The sequence below is a fragment of the Micromonospora sp. NPDC048871 genome, from assembly GCF_043198155.1.
Taxonomy (GTDB): Bacteria; Actinomycetota; Actinomycetes; order Mycobacteriales; family Micromonosporaceae; genus Micromonospora.
Genome location: NZ_JBICUM010000017.1, coordinates 22218 through 45009 on the forward strand (window position 1 = coordinate 22218; position 22792 = coordinate 45009).

The following is a 22792-nucleotide window of genomic DNA, read 5'->3' on the forward strand; positions in this document are numbered from 1 at the left end:
CGCGTGTCGGGCACACTTGCTGGTTGGAGGCAGCCCTATGCGGGCGCATGGCTAGGAGGAGCGAGTGGGCATCGGGTACCGGGATCTGGCCGCGCTCCTGCGCCAGGCCATCCAACGCGGCGACTATCCCGAGGGCAGCACCCTGCCGAAGCAGGACGAGATCGCCGCCGAGCACGGCGTCAACATCAACACCGTCCGGCAGGCGGTACGCGTCCTCGAAGCCGAAGGGCTGGTCACGCCTGTCCGTCGGCGCGGCACCGTCGTCCGCCCACGCGTGGCGATGAAGCGCCTCGGCACCGACCGCTACGCCAAGAGCAAATGGAAATCCGGGCTCGTCGCCTTCGCCGCCGACCGCGAGGCCACCGGCCGCGCCTGGACGCCAGGCGACCAGACCAACGAGGTACGACTGACCGAAGCTGACGCCGAAGTCGCCGCAGCACTCGAACTCTCGCCCGGTGCACCCGTCTACGAGCGCACCCGCCTGGTCAAAGAGGCCGGCGTACCGACCCACACGCTGACCAGCTACTACCGCCGCGAAGATGTGGAAGGCACATCCCTGGTCGACCCGACACCAGGGCCAGCCGGCCGAGGCGGCGGCTTCGCCATCCTCACTGCCCGAGGCTTGGAGCCGGACACCATCACCGAGACCGTGCACGCCCGCATGCCCACACCCGAGGAAACCGACCTACTCCAGCTCCCCGCCGGAGAACCTGTGATGATCCTGCACCGCACCACGTCCACCCACGAGGGCCGACCAGTCGAGTTCGCCCGCGGAGTGCACGCCGCATCCCGCTTCACCTGGTCGTACACCTTCAAGATCCCCGACTGAGAGTCACACGATGTCCACGACTCCCCCGACCATCCCGGCAGAGCACCGCGCGGATGTCGAGTGCCTGTGGAACTACCACAACATGCACCACGAGATCCGGCCCGTTGACGTCGGCATCGGGCTCGGTAGCCATGACCTCGGAGTCGCCAAGATCGCCACCGATCTCTACCACCAGAGGATGTACCCGCACCTGGTCTTCACCGGCGCCAACGCCCCGACCACCATCGAGACCTTCCCCCGGGGCGAAGCCGTCCACTACCGGGAGTACGCCATGGCTCACGGCGTGCCAGCCGACGCAATCCTCATCGACACGCGGGCCAAGAACACCGGCCTGAACATCGAGTACACCCGCGCACTCCTTGCCGAGCACAAGATCCAAGCCAGGTCGGTGATCCTGATGTCCCGCCCGTACCAACAACGCCGGGCGTACGCCACCTGCAAGAAGCTCTGGCCCGAGGTCGACGTGATCTGCGCATCCCACCCGCTCTCACTCGACGACTACGTGGCCAGCATCGGCAACACCAAGAAGGTCATGGACATGCTCGTCGGCGACACCCAACGCATCGACAGATACGCCGAACTCGGTTACGCCATCCCCCAGCACGTCCCCGACGAGGTCCGCGCCGCCTACACCCGCCTGGTCGACGCCGGCTACACCAGCCAACTCGTGCAGTAAGAGCGGCAGCTACAGTAGCCCGCCGAGAGGCGTACAGGTCGGCGAGGAAGTCGTCCAACTCTTCGTCGGACTCGAACAGGTCCGGCCGGGCAAGGTCGTCAACGGAGGCGAGCGGCCGCACACCCTGACGGCGGGCCAACTCCTCCACCGGCACGTGCTCAGCGGTCGGCCACTCGGGTATCCGCTCGGCGTTGCTCGACATCCCGACCCACCTCCTCGACCACATACCGTCACTCATTGTCGCACGGTCAGCACCGGCACCACGGCCCCTCGGGCGCGCGGAAAGCCGGCGACACGGTAAGCCACCCCGGCCGGCCGAGTCGCCAGCAGGCCCACGGGGACAGCATGGACCCACCGGGGTGAGGCACGATCTGCGTCATGGTGGGCCTGAGATCGGTGATCGTGGTGGCTCCGATCTTCCTGTGCTGGTGGACCGGCTCGGACCCGGCTCGCGGCGGCAACAGACCCTGCCGCTGTACGTGATGGTGGGCTGGCTGTCGACGGTGGCGTGTGCCCTCGTCGTCGTACTCAATCTGCCGGACCCACACGACTGACCGCTGGTGGCCGTTGGGCGTCACCGGCGGTCCTGCTGGGGTGTGACGGTAGGTCGGCTGGAGTCGGCGAGGTCGATGCGCCAGTTGTTGCTGCGCATCAGGGAGCCGCTGCCCGGCGGGTACTCGAAGTCGCAGGGGCCTAGGAGGGTGAAGCCGAGGCGGTGGCAGAGCGCGTTGGAGGGGGCGTTCCCGACTGAGGGGAACGCGTGCAGGCTGTGGGGTGCGTCGGAGTGGCGGGCGATCTCGCGGACGATGGTGATCAGGGCGGCGCCGGCTGCGGTGGCGATGCCTCGGCCCTGGTAGGGCGGTAGGACGTTCCAGCCGGTCTCGTAGATCTGCTCGCCCTGCCAGTCACGCTGGTGGTAGGCGATGCTGCCGACCATGTCGTCGCCGAGCAGTACGGCGTACATGCGGCCGCGTCCGGTTACCGGCATCGCGAGGTATCGGCGGTGCCGGGCGAGTAGCTGTTCCTCCTGCTCGATACCGCCGACATGGTGACGCATCTGCGGGGTGTTGATCCGGCGCAGGAGATCGAGCGCGGATTCCGACCAGGGTTCGAGACGCACGTCCATGCCACGCAGCCTGGCAGCCTCCGGGATCGTCAAGTACCTATTTCGACCGGGCCGTGGTGACCGACTGCGATGCAGGCCTAGCGGACCACGGCGCGGGCAGGGGTGGCGGTGGGCTCGAAGCAGACCAACGCCCTACCTCGGCCACCGGTCACCACCCACGGATGCCCGACATAGGTGTGCTGCCGGTACGAGGCCGACGGTTGCAGTACGGCGTACTGGCGTCGGTGGCCCTGGTAGTCCAGCCAGTGGACGGTCACCGGATGCGACCTGTGGTTGACGAACTCGATGCTGGTCTCCGGGCCACCGCTGACCGACCGCAGACCCCGCTCCCGCTCGGCTGGCAACGGGGTGAGTTCTCGCGGCTCGGCCGGACGAGGGCTCGGCGTCGGTCGTACCGTCCGGCTCGGCGAGGTGCTCGGCCTGGCGCTGGGAGAGGCCGGTCTGGCGCTGGGGGCAGCCGGGCTGGTTCTGGTCGCCGACGGCGAGGGTGAGCGGGTGGGTGAGGACGCCCGACTGGGCGCGGTCGGGCGGGTGGAGGAGACCCCGGCCACGGAGGACGAGGCCTGCGGGGCGGAGGGGGTCAGGGCGCCGGGGGGTGACCAGGGCAGGTCGGGGGCATGGGGCCAGCCGAACCGGCCGGGCGGAGTGGGCGGTTCGGCGGTCGGTGACGACGGGGTGGTCGGCCAGAACGCGGTCAGCAGGAGGCCGAGCACGGCGGTACCCACACCCGCCAGCATCAGCCGGTGGGAACGGCGGTCGGTGGGCTGCGATATCGGATCGACTGCCAGGACGACCGGCTCGGGTACGAGTGGTGGTGGCCGGTCGTCGGCGGAGTCCGGGATGACCGACAGGGCGGTCCTGACCGGGGTGGCGGGAGGTGCTGGCGGCATGGTGTCCGAGTCGGGATCGGGCAGCCAGGGACCGATCCGAAGCCGAGGTTGCCTGCGTACGTCGTCGTGATCTGGCGACTGTGTCATGACCCCGATCCGGCGAGGATTGCCGTCCCGCCGACGGCAGCGGAGACCGATTATGCGTGGTTCGTGTCAGTCCTGACCATGGGCAGAGACCGATGTGGACACTCGGTGAGCGCTCGGCAACACATAGCAGATCAACAGGTCTGGTGGGCGTTGTCCACAGAAGGGTTGGTTATCCACAGGGCGGGCGTTCGGGGCGGCTTCAAAGGCGGCACGGCAGGCATGGTTCGGCACAGCGAACCCGCGCTGACTGTTGGAGGCCGCGATGCCGTCCCGTACCTCCGTTCCGCCGCCTCGGAGACCGCCGTTGGTGGTCACCGCCGACGGTGACCTCCTCGATGACCTGCTTCGACTCGCCGCCGCGGGCGCCGTCGAGGTGGAGGTCGCCGCTGATCCGGCCGCCGCGCGTACCCGATGGCAACCGGCTCCGCTGGTGCTGGTCGGTACCGACCAGGCCCAACCCTGCCTGCGGGCGCGCCTGCCCCGACGGTCCCGGCTGGTGCTCGTCGGTCGGGCCGAGGACCTCGATCCCGGGTGGCAGGTCGCGGACCTGCTCGGCGCGGAACATGTGGCCGTGCTGCCGGCGGCCGAGCCGTGGCTGGTCGACCGGTTCGCCGAATGCGGTACCGATGGTGATGCGCAGGCGCGGGTGGTGGCCGTGGTGGGTGGGCGCGGCGGTGGCGGGGCGAGCATCCTGGCGGGTGGGCTGGCGGTCACCGCCGCCCGAGGTCGGTTGCGGACCCTGCTGCTCGACGCCGACCCCCTCGGCGGCGGTCTGGACCTGGTCCTCGGCTGGGAGCAGTTGGAGGGGCTGCGGTGGCCGGCGCTGTCCGGGGCCGACGGTCGGGTAGACCCACCCGCTCTGGTGCGGGCCCTGCCCAGCCGAGGTGACCTGGTGGTGCTCTCCTGGGACCGGGGTGATCCGGTGGCCGTGCCGGCCGAGGCCATGGCCTCCACCCTGGATGCGGCCCGACGGGGCCGGGACTTCGTCGTCGTCGACCTGCCCCGGCATTTCGACGACGCGGCGGTCACCGCCCTGCAGGCGGCCGATCGGGTTTTCGTGGTGGTACCGGCCGAACTCCGGGCCACGGCCGCCGCCGCCCGGGTGGTGTCGGTGGCCGCACCGCACTGTCAGGACCTGTCGGTCATCGTCCGTGGACCGGCTCCCGGGCGACTGCGCGCAGCGGAGGTGGCTAGGGCCCTGGGGCTGCGACTGGCCGGGACTCTGCGCCCTGAGCCGGGCCTGTGTCGTGGGCTTGAGCGAGGCGAGGCCCCGGCGGCCGGTGGGCGCGGCCCACTGGCGGAACTCTGCCAGCGGATCGTCGCCGACCTGACCGGCCGTACCGTCACGGGTGCGGCATGACCGGCCACCCGCTGGTGGCCCGGGTCCGGCAACGGATCGCCGCCGCCACCACGCCGGTCACCCCGGCCACGATCGTCTCGGCGGTACGTGCCGAGGCCGACCCGGCCGTCCTCGGCGACACCGCCCTGCTGCGGATGGCCGACCAGGTACGCGACGACCTGGTCGGGGCGGGTCCGCTCGCTCCGCTGCTGGCGGACCCTGAGGTGACCGACGTACTGGTCAACGGCACCCGGGTGTGGGTGGACCGGGGGCAGGGGCTGTACCAGGTTCCGGTGCCGGTGGGCACGGTGGACGATGTCCGTAGGCTCGCGCAGCGACTGACCGCCGGTGCCGGTCGCCGCCTCGATGACGGCTCACCCTGCGCCGACGCGCGGCTGGCCGACGGCACCCGGTTGCACGCCGTACTGCCGCCGGTGGCGACTGACGGCCCGTACCTGTCGCTGCGGACCTTCCGGCAGCGGCCCTTCACCCTGGACGAGTTGGTGGCGCAGGGCGCCGTGCCCCGCCCGGCCGCGTCACTGCTCGCCGCCGTGGTGGCGGCCCGGCTGGCCTACCTGGTGATCGGCGGGACCGGGTCCGGCAAGACGACCCTGCTGAACACCCTCCTCGGCCTGGTGCCGGCCACCGAACGGATCGTGCTGGTCGAGGACGCCGCGGAACTGCGGCCGTTGCATCCGCATGTCGTCGGGTTGCAGGCGCGTACGGCGAACGTGGAGGGGCGTGGCAGTGTCGGCCTGAGTGAACTGGTCCGGCAGGCGTTGCGGATGCGACCGGATCGTCTGGTGGTCGGCGAGTGTCGAGGCGCAGAAGTCGTTGATCTCCTTGCCGCCCTGAACACGGGCCACGACGGTGGCGCCGGCACCCTGCACGCCAACGCCCCGTCGGATGTGCCGGCCCGGCTGGAAGCCCTGGGCCTGCTCGGTGGGTTACCTCGTCCGGCGTTGCACGCCCAACTGGCCGCAGCCCTTCAGGTGGTCGTTCAGATCCGGCGTACGACGCGGGGGCGGGCGTTGGAGTCGGTCTGCCTGCTGCTGCCCGAGGGGCCCGAGCGGCTGGTCAGGGCGGTGCCCGCCTGGGTTCGAGGTCACGGTGTCGGTCCGGCGGGACCGGCGCTGGCCGCCCTGCTCCGCGACCGGGAGGTCCCGGTGCCGCCGATACTGGACGAACCCCCGCCGAGGTCACTGGGGCACGCCGCCGGAACGACTGCGGTGGCGACGAAGCCCGGAGCAGCGGCATGAGCGACCGGTACTGGTGGTTGCTGGCGCTGCTGGGCCTGCTCGTCGTCGCGGCTCTGCCGGTTCGCAGGTTGGTCGTCCGAGCCGCCCGGTCCAGCCGGGCGGAGGGAGAGGCGTTGGTCGATTGGATCGTCACCCTGCGAGAGGCGGAGGACCGGCCGCTGACCCAGTCCGCCGCGATCCGGCCCGTCGGGCGCGAATGTGCCGTCCGTCAGCCGGCCGTCCTCCGGGCGGCGCCCGCCGGAGCACCGGCCCCGACCCGCCCGCCGCAATGGCGGGGAAGCCGACGCCCGCCGACCTCAAGCCGTACCCCCTTCGTGCCTGACGGCTCCGAGGTGGGCCGTACCGACCCGGCGACGGGCGAGTCCCGGCCGGTGTCCAGCCCACCGGTTCGGACCGTCACCACGGAGACCTCCCGCGGGTCCGGGTTACCACGGCGCTACCTGCTTGTTCTTCTGCTGCTCGGAGCCGGGGTGTCCGGGTTGCTGGCCGGGCCGGTGGCGGCGGTCGCCTGCGGCGGGTACGGCGCGCTGGGCGTGCGGGCGTGGCACCGACACGGTGCGGAGGCCCTCCGGGTCCGGACGCGACATGAGCGGTTGGACCAGTTGTGTGCCCTGGCCGCCGACCTCAGGGCCGGACTGCCGGTGCCGGTCGCCGCCGAGACCTTGGGGCTCGCTCCGGTGCCGACCAGCCCTCGGGTATTGGCGGCCAGCGCGCCCGCCGCCGGGTCGACGGCCGGAAGGCAGCGAGGTTGGCGGACCGGCGACCCGGATGAGTCCGCCGGGCCCGAGGGCCGGTCTTCGGACGGTCACTCCCGGTCGGCGAGCCGGATCGCCGCACCGGACCGGCCAGGGCAGTTGGCCCAGGCGGCGGTGCAGCTCGCCGAGCGTACGGGGGCGCCGCTGGCCGATCTGATCGAGCGGATCGAGGCCGACGCCCGCTCCACCGACCGGGGAGTGGCCGCTGCCGCCGCGCAGGCGGCAGGTGCCCGCGCGACTGCCTGGTTGCTGGCGGCCCTGCCGTTGGGGGGCATCGGCCTGGGCTACGGCATCGGAGTGGATCCGCTTGAGGTGCTGCTGCACACTCCGATCGGTGCCGGGTGCGCGGCTGCCGCCATCGCCTTGCAGGTGATCGGGCTGCTCTGGGCGGACCGCCTGGGCACGGTCGCGGACGGGGCAAGCTGATGTCCGCCCTCACCCTGGCAGTGGGTTGCCTGGCCGGGGCCGTGCTGCTCGCCATGGTGGCCGTCGCCCGGCGACGTCCCCGCCGACGACTACGCCGGTTGACCGAGACCCCGACGGTCGACCCCGGCGTCGGCCGGGCCCGGTCCGGCCGGGGTCGGGCGCCCGGTCGGGGTACCGGCGACGGCGCTGGTCAGGGCTCGGTCGGCCATGCTGCTCGAGAATCCGGCGGCGATGGCACCGGTACGCCCACCAGCTCTCGCAGCGGCCTCAGCCGCCGACTGGACCGCATCCGCCTTGCCGCAGCTCTGGCCGGGGTGGCCGTGGCAGTACTGCTCGAAGGCTGGTTCGGCCTGCTGGTCGGGTCGCTCGTCACGGTGTTGCTGGATCGACTGCTCCGGCGGATCGAGCCTCCTGCCGTCCGGAACCGGCGGCTGCGGGCCGCTGCGGATCTGCCGCTGGCCGCCGATCTGATGGCGGCGGCCCTGCGGGCCGGGGCACCGGTGGAACGGTGCGTCATCGCGGTGGCCGACGCCCTCGGCGGCCCGTTGGCCGACCACCTGCGACGGGTAGGCCGGACCCTGCAACTCGGCGGGTTGCCGCAGGAGGCCTGGGCGCATCTGGCCGCGGTGCCGGGTGGGCAGCGGGTGGCCACCGCCGCCGTCCGCTCGGCCAGCAGCGGGGCCGCCCTGGCCGGGGCCCTGACCCGGCTGGCGGATGACCTGCGCGCCGACCGGGTCACCACGATCGAGGCCGCTGCCCGCCGCTCAGGGGTGCTGATCGTGCTGCCCCTGGGCCTGTGTTTCCTGCCCGCCTTCATTCTCGCCGGTCTGGTGCCGGTGATCGTCGCCGTCCTCGGCGACGTGCTGTGAACCCATAGAGAAGGGACGATCAAGTGCGCACAATGCTCGCCCGCCTGCGCGGGGACGCCGGCATGAACACCGCGGAGTACGCCGTCGGCACACTCGCGGCGGTGGCCTTCGGCGGCATCCTGCTCAAGGTGCTGACCTCCGACAGCGTGCAGTCGGCGTTGGCGGCCGTCATCGACCGGGCGCTGAGTTGACCGGGCGCCGGCTGGCCGGTCGTGACCGAGGCTCCTTCACGGCCGAGATGGCGGCCGGCCTGCCGGCGCTGCTGCTGTTCCTGTTCACCGGCCTGACCGCCGTCAACGCGGTAGGCACCAGATCGGCCTGTCTGGATGCGGCCCGGGAGGCGGCCCTGGCGGCCTCCCGGGGCGGGGACGGCACACCTGCCGGCAGTCGATACGCGCCACCGGGTGCGACGGTCACCGTGGTGATGGAGGGCGACCTGGTCCGTGCGACCGTCCGCGCCCCGGTACGGGTGCTCGGCGGCGACCTGCCGGTGATCACCGTGGTGGGCTCGGTGGTGGCGGTCGCCGAGCCGGGGGTGCCGGAGCCGCAGCCATGAGGGCCGACCGGGATCGTGGTGGGGCCACCATCTGCCTGTTGGCGGCCGGGCTGGTGTTCGTCCTGGCCGGTCTGTTCGGTGCCGGGGTCGGCGCCGCCCGGATGGCTCGTCAACAGGCCCGGGTAGCCGCCGACTTCGGTGCCCTGGCCGGGGCCGCCCGGGCCCTCCAGGACGAGTCGACGGCGTGCGCTCGGGCTGCCGAGATCATCGCCGTCAACGGTGCCCGGTTGGTGCGGTGTCACCTGGACGGGCTCGACATCCTGGTCACCGCCGAGCTGACCGTGGAGCCGCTGCCCGGCCTACGCCGGGTGGCCACGGTGACCTCCCGAGCCGGGCCGCTGCGCGGTTGACCACCGCCGGCCCGGCCGGCACCGCGGATACCTCGGTCCTGACCCGAGGCAGGGGTCAGCTCAACCGGTTGAGACCGTCGGTGATCGCCGTACGGAGTTGGTTGCCGTACGCGTCCGCCGGCAATGCGGCGACGTGCTCGGCCGCTCGCTCGAAGGCGGCGCGTGCGGCGGCGGGCTCGCCCAACCGTTCGTGCGCCATCGCCACGCTCATGTGCAACGACGGGTACAGGGCGCTGACTCTGGTGTCGCCGACCGCGTCGGCCTGCCGCAGTGCCTCCTGGTTCCAGCGCAGGTTCTCCCGCGGATCGTCCTGTTGGCGGGCCAGGTAATGCGCCGCGACGCAGGCGTCATAGCTGTCGGCCCGCCTGGACCAGGCCTGTTCGTACAACGCCCGCGCGTCGGTTGGTCGGCCTTCCGCCTCCGCCCGCATCCCCTCCTGGCACAGCTTGAGCACCGGATTGTCGAGGTCCATCATCGCTCCTGTTGATCGCCGATTGGCTGATCCGACGATCCTCAGGGCTCAACCAAGGTGAGGATCAAGCGGCAGCGACGAAGGAGCCGCCCCGGGAACGGTCAGCGGCTCTGGAGGGCGTCCAGCGCGATCGCCATGGCGATCACCAGGCGACGGTCGATCTGCGGGTGCTGGATCTGGACCACGTACCGGTCGCGCAGACCCCACTTCTTGATCACTGTGAAGACCGGCTGGCCACCGGCGACGAAGTCGAAGTGGTAAGGCAGCCAGGACAGCGAGTCGACGAAGCGGCGCAGCAGGGCCACCGGCATGCTGCGTTCCTGGCCGGTGACGGCGGGCAGACCGGCCTGCTCGACATGCCAGGTGGACCGGAGCAACGACTGCGCGAAGTCCTTGCGGAACAGGCCGATCGGATTGCCGGCGTGGTCGGTGACGTCGTACGTGGCGGCCAGGTCGAGGCGCTGGCGGGCCTTGAACCCGAGCAGTGGGTGCTGCTTCGAGTCGTCGGTGTAGATCGTCACCTGCTCCTTGAAGGCGAGCCGCTTCTGCTGGGCGAACGCCAGCAGACCGCCCTCGGTGCCGTCCGGGGCCACGCTGTGGACCTCGTACTGGTTGACCATGAGACGGATCCGTTGGCGGACGTGGAACTGGTGCTGCGACTGAAGGCTGTCGAGCTGCATGAATTCTCCTCAACTCTGATGCGCCGGAGTGTCGCACAGCCCGGCAACGGCGGCGTCGAGCAGGCACGATGCGGACGGCGCTGAGGGGTGAATCAGCGAATCCCGTCAGCGAATGCCGTCGGCGGTCGACCGGTGCGTCACGTTGGTGAGCAACTGCTGGATGGTGCGCAGCCGTTCGTTGATCTGATCCAGCCGTTCGGCCTGCGCCAGGGTGGCGAGCGCCGTGCTCAGGGCGATCTGCTGATCGACACTGAGTTGCTCCTGGTCGATGGTGTAGAGCAGGTCGACGGTCTCGGCGATGGTGTCGGCCACGGCCCCTCCTCACGTACGCGGACGAACAGAAAACAGCAAGCGCAGGCCAACGAGCATCGATGGAAGCGCTCCCACCGTTCTTGCCCGTACGCCCCGGGTTTTATGCCTGGTGTCAGCGCGGCAGGTTGTTCAGCACCACGTCGAGCACCCGGACGGCGCCCGGCTTGGACAGCGGGTTGTTGCCGTTGCCGCACTTGGGCGACTGCACGCAGGAGGGACAGCCGGTCTCGCAGCCGCACTCGTTGATGGCGTCCCGGGTGGCCGTCAGCCAGGCGGCGGCCGTGCCGTACGCCCGCTCCGCGAAACCGGCCCCGCCGGGGTGACCGTCGTAGACGAAGACCGTGGGGGCCTCGGTGTCCGGATGCATCGCGGTGGACAACCCACCGATGTCCCACCGGTCGCAGGTGGCCAACAGCGGCAGCAGCCCGATTCCGGCGTGCTCGGCGGCGTGCAGGGCCCCGGGCACCTCGGCCGGCTCCACCCCGGCGGCGGCCAGCGACTCCGGGGAGAGGGTGAACCAGACCGCGACGGTACGCAGTTCCCGGGCCGGCAGGTCCAGCGGCCGGGTGTCGATCACCTCGCCGGTGGAGAGGCGTCGCCGCTGGTACGACACCACCTGGCTGGTCACGTCCACCTCGCCGAGGAACAGCCCGACCGGCCCGGCGTCGACGTACGAGCGCACCGACACCACCGACAGGGAGGTGACGTCCCGCGCGTGGGTGGACCAGTCCGGCTCCTCGGGATGGACCAGCGCGCAGCCGTCCTCCAGGTCGAGGGTGTCGACCACGTAGGAGACCCCCTGGTGCAGGTAGACCGCGCCGGGGTGCAGCAGGAAGTGGGACGAGCCGCCGTCGACGGTGCCGAGCAGCCGACCGGTCGCCGCCTCCACCACGCAGATCGGGGCACCCCCGTCGCCACGCAGGTCCACCTGGGGCCGTTCCCGGTGCCGCCAGTACCAGCCGGTCGGCCGCTGCCGCAGGGCCCCCGCCTCCACCAGGGCCTCCACGGTCTCCTTTGCGCTGGCGCCGAAGAGTTCCAGATCGGCCACGGTCAGCGGGGCCTCGGCCGCCGCGCAGGCCAACTGGGGCCCGAGCACGTACGGGTTGGCCGGGTCGAGCACGGTGGCCTCCACCGGTGCGCCGAAGACCGCCTCCGGGTGGTGCACCAGGTAGGTGTCCAGCGGATCGTCGCGGGCCACCAGCACCGCCAGGGCCTCCTGCCCGGAGCGTCCGGCCCGTCCGGCCTGCTGCCACAGCGAGGCCCGGGTGCCCGGGTACCCGCAGATCAACACGGCGTCCAACCCGACCAGGTCGACCCCCAACTCCAGGGCGTTCGTCGAGGCCAGGCCGAGCAGGTCGCCATGCAGCAGGGCCCGCTCCAGGGCGCGCCGTTCCTCGTGCAGGTAGCCGCCACGGTAGGCGGCCACCCGCGCGCCGAGCCCGGGCACCGCCTCGTCGAGGCTGCGCCGGGCGTTGGTCGCGACCACCTCGGCGCCCCGCCGGGAACGAACGAAGGCCAACGTACGCACCCCGGCGGCGACACTGTCCGCCAGCAGGTCGGCGGTCTCCCGCAGCGCCGACCGACGGACCTGGGTGAGGTCCAGGACCTCGGGATCGGTGGGTCGGGGGGTATCCGGAGCACGGCGCGGCGCGGGTGCGGCGGCGGAGGGCGACGAGGCGGCGGTCTCGGCCGGTAGCAGCGGAGGTTCCCAGAGGGCGAAGGTCACCCCGGCCCGGGGGGAGGCGTCCTCGGTGACCGCGGTCACCGGCAGGCCGATCAGCCGTCCGGCCGTGGCCGCCGGGTCTCCCGAGGTCGCCGAGGCCAGTACGAAGGTGGGGCCGGCGGAGTTGCCGTACCGGGTGCACTGTCGGCGCAGTCGGCGCAGCACATGGGCGACATGGGAGCCGAACACCCCCCGGTAGACGTGGCACTCGTCGATCACCACGTACCGCAGTCGGCGCAGGAATCCCGACCACTGGGCGTGGCCGGGCAGGATGCCGTGGTGCAGCATGTCCGGGTTGGTCAGCACGAACCGGGAGTGCCGTCGGATCCACTCCCGTTCGGCCCGTGGGGTGTCCCCGTCGTAGCAGGCCGGGCGTACGCCCTCGATCTCCAACCCGGCGACGGCGCGCAACTGGTCGGCGGCCAGCGCCTTGGTCGGTGCCAGGTAGAGCACGGTGGCGCGGGGGTCGGCCAGCAGGGTGGCCAGCGCGGGCAACTGGTACGCCAGGGACTTGCCGGAGGCGGTGCCGGTGGCCACGACGACATGCCGCCGGTCGTGGGCCAGTTCGGCCGCCTCGGCCTGGTGCCGCCAGGGTGCCGTCACCCCCCGCCGGGCGTACGCGGTGCGCAGTTCCTCCCCAACCCACTGCGGCCAGGGGGCCGGGGTACCGGCCCGGGATGGCACCCGTTGCACATGGGTGACCGGATCGACCGGGTGTCGTTGCCGCAGCCGACGTAGCAGGTCCCCGGGCGCGGCGACCGGAACCGGGACGGGGCCCGACTCGGGGCCCCGGCCGGCGGATACGCTGGCTGCCGAGGTCACGTCCTGCACTCTCGCACTGGTGTTCGGAATTGGGAAATTGGCGTGCCGCTACGGTGAAGCCGATCCCGGTGAGTCGTCGGGTGGTCTCAGGGGTAGTGGTTAGATGCCCATGAAGCTTACGGCCGCGTCGAGGGAGGATCGATGGAGCTGTCGCTGGCTACCCGAACCGTGGGGGAGCACACGGTGCTCGAGGTCGGCGGTGAGGTGGATGTCTACACCGCCCCCCGACTCCGCGAGCGGCTGCTCGAGCTGATCGACTCCGGTGCCCGGCATGTGGTGGTCGACCTGGGACGGGTCGACTTCCTCGACTCCACCGGGCTGGGTGTGCTGGTCGGCGCGCTCAAGCGACTGCGTACGGCCGACGGCACCTTCGCCCTGGTCTGCGACAAGGAGCCGCTGCTCAAGATCTTCCGGATCACCGCCCTGGACCAGGTGTTCCCACTGCATCCCACGGTCGAAGCGGCGACCGGCACCGGCGCGTGATGGCGACGGTACGGCTTTCCTTCTCCCCGGCGCCGGTGCATGTGCGTACCGCCCGTCTGGTCGGGGTGGCGGTCGCCCGTCGGGCGGGGATCCGCGAGGAGCTGCTCGACGAGGTACGCCTGGCCATCGGTGAGGCGTGCACCCGGGCGGTGGCCCTGCACCGCCAGTACGGGCTGACCGAGCCGGTGCTGGTGGAGATGTCCGACTCCGGGGCGTACGCGGTGCGGGTGGTGGACCGGGCCCCGATCGAGGCGGGGATCGGCCTGGCCGCTCTGGACGCCGACCAGTTGGCCAACGAGTCCCTCAACGAGGACGACCTCACCACCGGAGTGGGCTTCGCCCTGCTCGCCGGGTTCGTCGAGGATCTCCAGGTGCGCCCGGTTGACGACGGCATCGGCACCGAGGTCCGGATGGTCTGGCCGCTGACCCGTTAGTCAATCGACTCCGCTGACCCGCCGCCGCCTTCCCTGAGCAGGGAATGCGGCGGCTTTGTCATGGATGGGACCCTATATCAGATTTATTCTCATAACACAGCGACGAAGATCATCGACATTGCCGGGCACCTCGCTGTGACCTCGAACACTGCGGAGGGCTAGAGTACGCGGGTTGTCAGCAAGTGATCCCTCGGACAACCAGCGCGGCTGGGCGTGGAGGCGCTGGTTCGCCCTGGGGTGGCTCAGCGCGCACTTGCGAATTCGCATCCAGGCGCAGGTCGGTGCGTCTCCACCGGCCGGCGCGTTGTTCGGCACAGGAGGACACAGATGTCCGACAGCTTGGCCGCCGAGGGCGGCGGCGCGATCTCCCTGACCGGAGCCAATGTCACGTACGTCGTCATAGCCGCGGTGATCGCGCTGGTAGCGCTCGCCTTCGCCGCCGCCTTGACGAAGGCCGTGCTGGCCGCCGGCAAGGGCACCGAGAAAATGCAGGAAATCTCCGGGGCCGTGCAGGAGGGCGCCTCGGCCTACCTGTTCCGGCAGTTCCGGACCTTGGCGATCTTCGTGGTGATCGCCGTAGTGCTGCTCTTCCTGCTGCCGGTGCACCAGACCGACGGCAGCGAGACCGCGGTGAAGATCGGCCGTTCGCTCTTCTTCGTGGTGGGCGCCCTGTTCAGTGCGTTCATCGGTGGGGCCGGCATGTGGCTGGCCACCCGGGCCAACCTGCGGGTGGCCGCCGCCGCCCGGGAGCGGGAAGGCGGCCGGGAAGCGGCCATGAAGATCGCCTTCCGGACCGGTGGGGTGGTCGGCTTCCTCACCGTCGGGCTGGGCCTCTTCGGTGCCGCGCTGGTGGTGCTGATCTTCCGGGGTGACGCGCCGACCGTGCTGGAGGGCTTCGGCTTCGGTGCCGCCCTGCTGGCCATGTTCATGCGGGTCGGCGGCGGCATCTTCACCAAGGCCGCCGACGTCGGCGCCGACCTGGTCGGCAAGGTCGAGCAGGGCATCCCCGAGGACGACCCGCGCAACGCGGCCACCATCGCCGACAACGTCGGCGACAACGTCGGTGACTGCGCCGGCATGGCCGCCGACCTGTTCGAGTCGTACGCGGTCACCCTGGTCGCCGCGCTGATCCTGGGTCGCGCCGCCTTCGGCACGGACGGCCTGGTGCTGCCGCTGATCATCTCCACCATCGGGGTCCTGGTCGCCATCATCGGTGTCTTCATCACCAAGCTGCGCGCCTCCGACCGCAACGGCCTGACCGCCATCAACCGGGCCTTCTACCTCTCCGCGTTGATCTCGGCGGTACTGGTCGCGGTGGCCACCTTCGTCTACCTCCAGCCCTCCTGGGCCGCGCAGCTCGGCGACGACTGGCGGACCGCCCTCGGCGTGGACGGCGGGGACCCGCCGTTCGGCCCGCGTGGTGTGGTCATCGGCGCGGTCGTCATCGGCATCGTGCTGGCCGCCGCCATCCAGGCCCTGACCGGCTACTTCACCGAGACCAACCGCCGTCCGGTGCAGGACATCGGCAAGAGCTCGCAGACCGGCCCGGCGACGGTCATCCTCGCCGGCATCAGCGTCGGCCTGGAGTCGGCGGTCTACTCGGCGCTGCTCATCGCCGCCGGTGTCTTCGGGGCCTTCCTGCTCGGCGGCGGCTCGATCACCCTGTCGCTGTTCGCCGTGGCGCTGGCCGGTACCGGTCTGCTCACCACGGTCGGCGTGATCGTGGCCATGGACACCTTCGGCCCGATCTCCGACAACGCCCAGGGTGTGGCCGAGATGTCCGGCGACATCGACGAGCACGGCGCCCGTACCCTCACCGAGCTGGACGCGGTGGGCAACACCACCAAGGCGATCACCAAGGGCATCGCGATCGCCACGGCCGTGCTGGCCGCGACCGCGCTGTTCGGCTCGTACACCGACACCCTGCGCATCGCGTACGCCGACGCCGGGGTGACCGACGTCGGTGCCGAGATCCTGAACGCGCTGAACGTGGCCAACCCGCAGAACCTGGTCGGCCTGATCATCGGTGCGGCCGTGGTGTTCCTCTTCTCCGGCCTGGCCATCAACGCGGTCTCCCGCTCGGCCGGTGCCGTGGTGATGGAGGTCCGCCGCCAGTTCCGTGAGCTGCCCGGCATCATGGACGGCACCCAGCGCCCGGAGTACGGCAAGGTCGTCGACATCTGCACCCGGGATGCGCAGCGCGAACTGCTGACCCCCGGCCTGCTGGCGATCATGGCGCCGATCGCGGTCGGCTTCGGCCTCGGGCCCGGCGCGCTGGCCTCGTACCTGGCCGGTGCGATCGGGGCCGGCACCCTGATGGCGGTCTTCCTGGCCAACTCCGGTGGGGCCTGGGACAACAGCAAGAAGATGGTCGAGGACGGGGCGTACGGCGGCAAGGGCTCCGAGGCGCACGCCGCCACGGTCATCGGCGACACCGTCGGTGACCCCTTCAAGGACACCGCCGGCCCGGCCATCAACCCGCTGCTGAAGGTGATGAACCTGGTCTCGCTGCTGATCGCGCCGGCCGTGGTGGCCTGGAGCATCGGCGACGACCGCAATGTCGGTCTGCGGGTCACCATCGCGGTGGTGGCGACCCTGATCGTGGTCGCGGCGGTGGTGTTCAGCAAGCGCAAGAGCATCGCCCTGGAGGAGGACTCCCCCAGCGGGCCGGGGACGGCGGACCCGCGTCCGGAGGAGATCAAGGCCTGACCCTGCGTCTAGCGTCACCGGTCCCCGGGCAGCGGCACCACCGCCCGGGGGCCGGTCGGCGCAGTGGGACCGGCACCGGTGAGGCGGTGCCGAGGGCAACAGGAGGCCGTACCCTGCAACGCATGCGTACGTGCCGGGCGGACGCCGCCAGAGCGGTGACGGTGGTCCTGGCCACGGTGGTCCTGCTGACCGGCTGCGGGTCCGACGGGCCCAGCCCCAGGGCGTGGGCCGCCTCGGTGTGCTCGGCCTTGACCCCCTGGCGAGCCGAGATCAGCAAGCTGACCAGCAGCACCGATCAACAGATGACCGCCCAGACCACCCCCGCGCAGGCCAAGGAGAACCTGGTCCGACTCTTCGGTGGCGCCGAACAGGCCAGCGAGGACGCTCGCCGCAAGGTGGAGCAGGCCGGGGTGCCGGCGGTCGAGAACGGTGCGGAGATCTCCGAGGGATTCCGGGCGTCGTTGGCGTCGATGCGGGACGCCTACGGGCGGGCCCGCAGCACGATCGACGGGCTGGGCACGGGTGAGGCCACCGCCTTCTACGACGGCGTGCAGGCAGCGGTGGAACGGCTGCAAGAGGACTACGACGCCAGCGCCCTCGACACCAGCAGACTGAACTCGGAGGAGTTGAAGCGCGCCTTCGACGAGGTACCCGAATGCCATTGAGCGGTCCCGGTGAGACATCGGCGGCGCAACCGCTGCCGGTGTCCTTCCCGGTGCCCGCTGTGGCGCCACCGACCCCCCGACGGGCCCGGGTGCCGGCGGCCGAGTCCGACCAGGGCACCCCGGCCGGGGACCGGCAACTGGTCTTCTTCGGCGCGGAGACCGCCGAACCTTCGGTGGCCGACCTGGCCGGTCTGCTGACCGGGCCGGGCGAGGTACACCGGATGGGCGGCACGGCCCGGCTGTCGGTGGTGGTCGGGGCGGCCTGGCGGGTCCACGTGCTCATCACCGAACTGGCCCAGCGGGGGGTCCGGGCCACCTGGACCCCGACCGAGGATCAGCGGTACGCCGTGCGGACCGCGTACACCCGGGTGATCGTGCCGCTGGCGGCGGCCTGGCTGCGCGGCCCGACGCAGCAGCCACCCCCCGGCTTCCAACTGGACGGCCGGCGACTGCGGCTCTGGCTGGCCACGGCCGGGGTGATCGACTCGCCGGACACCGTGGTGCTGCACCTCGGGGGTCTGGACCCGGGTCGCTGGGCGGTGGTCGGTGCAGCACTGGTCGCCGCCGGGCTGGTCGGCGAACTGGTCGAGCCGGAGGCCGGCGGCCCCGCGTACCGGATCGCCGGACGGCGGGGGATGCGGCGGCTGGCCGAACTGGTCGGCGAACCCCCACCCGCGGCGCCGCCCGGAGCCTGGCCGACCCGCGACTGATCGCCGCTGTCGGGCGGGCGACGGTTGTCCGATCCAGGACAGCCGGTGAACAGCGCACCTGCGGAGAAACGGCCGGGTGCCACCTCCACCTAGGGGCTGCCATGGTCACAGTGGCACGCCTTCGAGCCTACCCAGGGTGTACGGTGACGCCGTTCGGCGTGACCACGGATCGTCCCGAGCGGATTGCCGCCCGCGAAACCCGAAAGACGGACGGCGCGTTACGTTGGACATCCGGACCGCCGGGTATCGGGGGTCGAGCGTGCCCCGATCCGCCACAGGCGCGGCCACGAGTGGGAATGAGGTCGAAACCGAAGTGCCGAGCAATGCTGGAACCACCCGTCTGGTCATCGTCGAGTCGCCGGCGAAGGCCAAGACGATCTCGGGCTACCTGGGCCCGGGGTACGTCGTGGAGGCCAGCTTTGGGCACGTCCGCGACCTGCCGCGCAACGCCGCCGACGTGCCGGCGAAGTACAAGGGCGAGCCGTGGGCCCGGCTCGGTGTCGACGTGGACAACGGCTTCCACGCCCTCTATGTCGTCTCCGCCGACCGCAAGCAGCAGATCAGCAAGCTGATCAAGCTGGCCAAGGAGGTCGACGAGATCCTCCTGGCCACGGATGAGGACCGTGAGGGCGAGGCGATCGCCTGGCACCTGGTGGAGACCCTCAAGCCCAAGGTGCCGGTACGGCGGATGGTCTTCCACGAGATCACCAAGCCGGCCATCCAGGCCGCGGTGGCCAACCCCCGGGAGATCGACCGCAGCCTGGTCGACGCCCAGGAGGCCCGCCGCATCCTCGACCGGCTCTACGGCTACGAGGTCTCCCCGGTGCTGTGGAAGAAGGTCATGCCGAAGCTGTCGGCGGGCCGGGTGCAGTCCGTGGCGACCCGGATCGTGGTCGAGCGGGAGCGGCAGCGGATGGCCTTCCGCACCGCGGAGTACTGGGACATCCTGGCCACCCTGGCGGTGGGGAACGCCGGCGAGGGCCCGCGCACCTTCAACGCCACCCTGGTGGCCCTCAACGGCGACCGGATCGCCACCGGTAAGGACTTCGAGCCCACCACCGGCAAGGTGCGCGCCGGAGCAGGCGTCGTCCACCTGGACTCCAGCGGTGCCCGAGGGCTGGCCGCCCGCCTGGACGGGCGCCCCTTCACGGTCACCCGGGTCGAGGAGAAGCCCTACCGGCGCCGCCCGTACGCACCGTTCATCACCTCCACCCTCCAGCAGGAGGCGGCCCGCAAGCTGCGGTTCTCGTCGCAGCAGACGATGCGCACCGCGCAGCGGCTCTACGAGAACGGCTACATCACCTACATGCGTACCGACTCGGTGAACCTGTCGGAGACCGCCATCGCGGCGGCCCGCCGGCAGATCGTCGAGCTGTACGGCGAGCGCAGCGTGCCACCGGAGCCGCGCCGCTACACCGGCAAGGTGAAGAACGCCCAGGAGGCCCACGAGGCGATCCGCCCGGCGGGGGACAACTTCCGCACCCCGGGCGACGTGGCCAAGGAACTTTCCGGCGAGGAGTACAAGCTCTACGAGCTGATCTGGCGGCGCACCATCGCCTCCCAGATGACCGACGCGGTCGGCTCCAGCGTGTCGGTGCGGATCCGGGCCACCACCACCGCCGGTGAGGAGGCCGACTTCGGCGCCACCGGCAAGACCATCACCGACCCGGGCTTCCTGCGGGCCTACGTCGAGTCCAGCGACGACGAGAACGCCGAGGCAGAGGACGCCGAGCGTCGGCTGCCCAACCTGGTCAAGGACCAGCCGCTGACCGCCGACGAGCTGGCCGCCCAGGGCCACCACACCCAGCCACCCTCCCGCTACACGGAGGCGTCGCTGGTCAAGGCCCTGGAGGAGTTGGGCATCGGGCGTCCCTCCACCTACGCCTCGATCATGCAGACCATCCAGGACCGGGGGTACGTCGTCAAGCGCGGCCAGGCGATGATCCCGTCGTTCCTGGCCTTCGCGGTGATCGGGCTGATGGAGCGGCACTACCCCCGCCTGATCGACTACGACTTCACGGCCAGCATGGAGAACGAGCTGGACGAGATCGCCGGTGGTGACCACGCGGCGGTCGACTTCCTCACCGCCTTCTACTTCGGCACCACCAACGGCGCCGGTGACCAGGACATCGCCCGTTCCGGTGGGCTGAAGAAGCTGGTCACCGAGAACCTCAGCGAGATCGACGCCCGCAGCGTCAACTCGATCCCGCTGTTCACCGACGAGGAAGGCCGCGAGGTCGTGGTGCGGGTTGGCCGGTTCGGGCCGTACCTGCAACGGGCACTGCCCGGCGAGCAGCCCGCGCCGAAGGCGGAGGGCGAGGAGGGCGGCACCCCGGGCGACCGGGCGCCCATCCCCGAGGGCCTGGCCCCGGACGAGTTGACCCCGGAGAAGGTGCACGAGCTGTTCCTCGGCGGCGGGGGCGAGCGCAAGCTCGGCGACGACCCGGCCACCGGGGAGCCGATCCTGCTCAAGTCCGGCCGCTTCGGCCCGTACGTGGCCAGCGGGGAACGCAAGTCCTCCCTGCTGCGCTCGCAGTCGCCGGATTCGCTGACCCTCGACGAGGCCCTCAAGCTGCTCAGCCTGCCCCGCCTGGTCGGGGTGGCACCGGACGGCGCCGAGGTGTTCGCCAACAACGGCCGCTTCGGCCCGTACGTCAAGCGTGGCGACGAGTTCCGTTCGCTGGACTCGGAAGACCAGATGTTCACGGTCACCCTGGACGAGGCGCTGACTCTGCTCAACACCCCGAAGACCCGGCAGCGGCGGGCCGCCGCTCCGCCCCTGCGGGAGATGGGCGCCGACCCGCTGACCGAGAAGCCGCTGGTCATCAAGGACGGCCGGTTCGGCCCGTACGTCACCGACGGGGAGACCAACGCCTCCCTGCGGCGCGGTCAGACTCCGGAGGCACTGACCCTGGAGGAAGCCTCCGAGATGCTCGCCGAGAAGCGAGCAAAGGGCCCTGCCCCCAAGAAGGCCACCAAGAAAACCACCAAGTCCACCGCAGCAAAGGCCACCAAAGCCACAAAGGCCACCAAGACCACTGCGGCCAAGTCCACTGCGGCCAAGACCACCAAGGCCACGGCAGCAAAGGCCACCAAGGCTGCCGCCACCAAGGCCACCAAGGCCGCTCCCAAGAAGGCGGCCCCCAAAAAGGCCACCTCCGCGCGCCCCGAGTAACCCCGCTAGAGATCTTGGTACGAAAGCGCCCCTCGGCGGGCGGTTTCGTACCAAGATTCACGTTGGCTTCAGGCTAGGAGCGCGGCTAGGTAGGGGGTGGTGAAGAGGCGGTGGGGGTCCAGGTGGGTGCGGATGCGGTGGAAGTCCTGCCAGCGGGGGTAGGCCTCGGCCAGGGAGTCGGCCTCGCGCCAGTGGAGTTTGCCCCAGTGCGGACGGCCGCCCAGCTCCGTCGCCACCTGCTCGAAGGCGCGGAAGTACGGCTCGTAGGGCATGCCGAGGTACTGGTGCAGGGCCACGTACGCCGATTCCCGGCCGTACGAGTGGGACAGCCAGATGTCGTCGGCGGCGGTGAAGCGCACCTCGACCGGGAAGAGCACCCGGAACGGCAGCCGGTCGATGATCCGGCGGAGGGCGTGCAGCGCCTCGGGCAGGGCCTCGCGGGGTAGGGCGTACTCCATCTCCACGAAGCGGACCCGGCGGGGGCTGCAGAAGACCGCGTCGGAGCGGCCGGTGTAGATGCGTTCGCTGAGGGCTCGGGCGGAGAGGGCGCTGATCGTCGGGGCCAGGGCCGGCACCGCCCGGCCCAGCCGGCAGGCCCCGGCGAAGACCGTGTTGGCCAGGAAGTCGTCGTCCAGCCAGCCGCGCCAGCGGGGCAGGGGCCGGTCGTCGGCGGGCACCCGGTCGTTGACCTTGAGTTGCACCCGGCGGCTGTACGGGAACCAGAAGAACTCGACGTGGTCGTGGCTGCCGACCAGGTCGGGCAGGTTGGCCAGCACGGTGTCCAGGGCGGCCGGGCGTTCGTGGGCCCGCAGTACGAAGGCCTCCACACAGCGCAGGGTCACCTCGACCAGTACCCCGAGGGCGCCGAGGGAGATCCGGGCCGCGTCGAACACCTCGGGGTGCTCCTCGGCAGAGCAGTGCAGGACCTCACCGGTGCCGGTGACCAGGGTCAGGGCCGCCACGAAGGTGGCCAGTCCGCCGTACCCCGCACCGGTGCCGTGGGTGCCGGTGGAGATCGCCCCGGCCACCGTCTGGGCGTCGATGTCACCGAGATTGGGCAGCGCCAACTGATGGTCGGCGAGTAGCGAGTTGAGCTGCCGCAGGGTCATCCCGGCCGGTACGGTGACGAGGCGCCGATCGATGTCCACACGTACGTCGATGGCGAGTTCGGCCAGGTCCATCCGGCTGCCGTCGCCGACCGCGACGGGGGTGAAGGAGTGACCGCTGCCGACCGGGCGAATCCGGGCACCGGCCTCGGCGGCGGAGCGGACCTGCTCGACAACCTCCGCGATAGTGGTGGGACGCAGGACGGCGGTTGTCGCGCTGTGCTGGTTTCCCGCCCAGTTTGACCAGGTGCTGGCGTCGGCGGCGCTGCTTCGGGGCATCGGCGCTCCTTCAGATGAATATGAATGGCGTTCATATCAGGAACGTTGTTCCTGGTAAAC

23 protein-coding genes are annotated in these 22792 nt (G+C 71.2%); 16 read left to right on the top strand and 7 right to left on the bottom strand.

The features are described from left to right. The first annotated feature begins 64 nt into the window (after positions 1-64). The 3 genes from ACGFIK_RS25620 (at position 65) to ACGFIK_RS25630 (ending at position 2059) form a co-directional block, all read left to right on the top strand. Positions 65-829, top strand: a complete 765-nt coding sequence (locus ACGFIK_RS25620; protein WP_327023203.1) for a GntR family transcriptional regulator — start codon at positions 65-67, stop codon at positions 827-829. Positions 830-839: 10 nt separating this feature from the next. Next, entirely contained in the window at positions 840-1505 is a 666-nt protein-coding gene (locus ACGFIK_RS25625) for a YdcF family protein (RefSeq protein WP_327023202.1), read from the top strand. Positions 1506-1933: 428 nt separating this feature from the next. Beyond that, positions 1934-2059, top strand: a complete 126-nt coding sequence (locus ACGFIK_RS25630; protein WP_327023201.1) for a hypothetical protein — start codon at positions 1934-1936, stop codon at positions 2057-2059. A 20-nt stretch (positions 2060-2079) separates the two neighbouring features. On the opposite strand, the gene ACGFIK_RS25635 is transcribed toward ACGFIK_RS25630, so the two are convergent. After that, complete coding sequence (locus ACGFIK_RS25635) at positions 2080-2631, bottom strand: GNAT family N-acetyltransferase (protein ID WP_327023200.1); 552 nt, start codon at positions 2629-2631, stop codon at positions 2080-2082. A gap of 77 nt (positions 2632-2708) precedes the next feature. Beyond that, the gene (locus ACGFIK_RS25640; RefSeq protein ID WP_393341688.1) at positions 2709-3608 is read right to left on the bottom strand and encodes a hypothetical protein; all 900 of its coding nucleotides are present in this window, start codon (positions 3606-3608) and stop codon (positions 2709-2711) included. 262 nt (positions 3609-3870) lie between these two features. Here ACGFIK_RS25640 and ssd point away from each other — a divergent pair, with 262 nt between their 5' ends. From ssd to ACGFIK_RS25675, 7 genes are read left to right on the top strand one after another with little or no spacing between them, the layout of a single operon-like run. Further along, positions 3871-4968, top strand: a complete 1098-nt coding sequence (gene ssd, locus ACGFIK_RS25645) for a septum site-determining protein Ssd (protein WP_327023198.1) — start codon at positions 3871-3873, stop codon at positions 4966-4968. Continuing rightward, complete coding sequence (locus ACGFIK_RS25650) at positions 4965-6206, top strand: TadA family conjugal transfer-associated ATPase (protein ID WP_393341691.1); 1242 nt, start codon at positions 4965-4967, stop codon at positions 6204-6206. Before ssd ends, ACGFIK_RS25650 begins: the two co-directional genes overlap by 4 nt. After that, a complete protein-coding gene (locus tag ACGFIK_RS25655) occupies positions 6203-7387 on the top strand; it encodes a hypothetical protein (RefSeq protein ID WP_393341694.1) in 1185 nt (394 codons plus the stop codon). Before ACGFIK_RS25650 ends, ACGFIK_RS25655 begins: the two co-directional genes overlap by 4 nt. Then, entirely contained in the window at positions 7387-8256 is an 870-nt protein-coding gene (locus ACGFIK_RS25660; protein WP_393341696.1) for a type II secretion system F family protein, read from the top strand. Before ACGFIK_RS25655 ends, ACGFIK_RS25660 begins: the two co-directional genes overlap by 1 nt. Before the next feature lie 32 nt (positions 8257-8288). Further along, entirely contained in the window at positions 8289-8447 is a 159-nt protein-coding gene (locus tag ACGFIK_RS25665; protein WP_327027305.1) for a DUF4244 domain-containing protein, read from the top strand. Further along, a complete protein-coding gene (locus tag ACGFIK_RS25670) occupies positions 8444-8812 on the top strand; it encodes a TadE family type IV pilus minor pilin (protein ID WP_393341698.1) in 369 nt (122 codons plus the stop codon). Before ACGFIK_RS25665 ends, ACGFIK_RS25670 begins: the two co-directional genes overlap by 4 nt. Beyond that, on the top strand, positions 8809-9162 hold the full coding sequence (locus tag ACGFIK_RS25675) for an Rv3654c family TadE-like protein (RefSeq protein ID WP_393341700.1): 354 nt from the start codon (positions 8809-8811) through the stop codon (positions 9160-9162). The genes ACGFIK_RS25670 and ACGFIK_RS25675 overlap by 4 nt, the downstream gene beginning before the upstream one ends. A gap of 55 nt (positions 9163-9217) precedes the next feature. Here ACGFIK_RS25675 and ACGFIK_RS25680 read toward each other — a convergent pair whose 3' ends face one another. From ACGFIK_RS25680 to ACGFIK_RS25695, 4 genes are all read right to left on the bottom strand, one after another. Beyond that, the gene (locus ACGFIK_RS25680; protein ID WP_393341703.1) at positions 9218-9634 is read right to left on the bottom strand and encodes a hypothetical protein; all 417 of its coding nucleotides are present in this window, start codon (positions 9632-9634) and stop codon (positions 9218-9220) included. 101 nt (positions 9635-9735) lie between these two features. Beyond that, a complete protein-coding gene (locus tag ACGFIK_RS25685; protein ID WP_327023192.1) occupies positions 9736-10314 on the bottom strand; it encodes a hypothetical protein in 579 nt (192 codons plus the stop codon). 105 nt (positions 10315-10419) lie between these two features. Beyond that, positions 10420-10626: a hypothetical protein gene (locus ACGFIK_RS25690; RefSeq protein WP_327023191.1), complete on the bottom strand. Its 207-nt coding sequence runs from the start codon at positions 10624-10626 to the stop codon at positions 10420-10422. A 112-nt stretch (positions 10627-10738) separates the two neighbouring features. Continuing rightward, entirely contained in the window at positions 10739-13171 is a 2433-nt protein-coding gene (locus ACGFIK_RS25695; protein ID WP_327023190.1) for a DEAD/DEAH box helicase, read from the bottom strand. 141 nt (positions 13172-13312) lie between these two features. Here ACGFIK_RS25695 and ACGFIK_RS25700 point away from each other — a divergent pair, with 141 nt between their 5' ends. The 6 genes from ACGFIK_RS25700 to topA all read left to right on the top strand — a co-directional run bounded on the left by ACGFIK_RS25700 (position 13313) and on the right by topA (position 21347). After that, complete coding sequence (locus ACGFIK_RS25700) at positions 13313-13654, top strand: STAS domain-containing protein (RefSeq protein WP_327023189.1); 342 nt, start codon at positions 13313-13315, stop codon at positions 13652-13654. After that, positions 13654-14088 (top strand): ATP-binding protein, encoded by a 435-nt coding sequence (locus tag ACGFIK_RS25705; RefSeq protein ID WP_327023188.1) that lies wholly within the window; start codon positions 13654-13656, stop codon positions 14086-14088. The genes ACGFIK_RS25700 and ACGFIK_RS25705 overlap by 1 nt, the downstream gene beginning before the upstream one ends. Positions 14089-14415: 327 nt before the next feature. Then, the gene (locus ACGFIK_RS25710; RefSeq protein WP_393341707.1) at positions 14416-16797 is read left to right on the top strand and encodes a sodium-translocating pyrophosphatase; all 2382 of its coding nucleotides are present in this window, start codon (positions 14416-14418) and stop codon (positions 16795-16797) included. A 122-nt stretch (positions 16798-16919) separates the two neighbouring features. Next, positions 16920-17462: a hypothetical protein gene (locus tag ACGFIK_RS25715; protein WP_327023186.1), complete on the top strand. Its 543-nt coding sequence runs from the start codon at positions 16920-16922 to the stop codon at positions 17460-17462. Further along, positions 17453-18172, top strand: coding sequence for a hypothetical protein (locus ACGFIK_RS25720; protein WP_357529302.1), 720 nt, complete (start codon positions 17453-17455; stop codon positions 18170-18172). The genes ACGFIK_RS25715 and ACGFIK_RS25720 overlap by 10 nt, the downstream gene beginning before the upstream one ends. A gap of 313 nt (positions 18173-18485) precedes the next feature. Continuing rightward, entirely contained in the window at positions 18486-21347 is a 2862-nt protein-coding gene (gene topA, locus ACGFIK_RS25725) for a type I DNA topoisomerase (protein ID WP_393341710.1), read from the top strand. Positions 21348-21415: 68 nt separating this feature from the next. On the opposite strand, the gene ACGFIK_RS25730 is transcribed toward topA, so the two are convergent. Next, positions 21416-22732, bottom strand: coding sequence for a D-arabinono-1,4-lactone oxidase (locus ACGFIK_RS25730; protein WP_327023183.1), 1317 nt, complete (start codon positions 22730-22732; stop codon positions 21416-21418). Positions 22733-22792 lie beyond the last annotated feature (60 nt).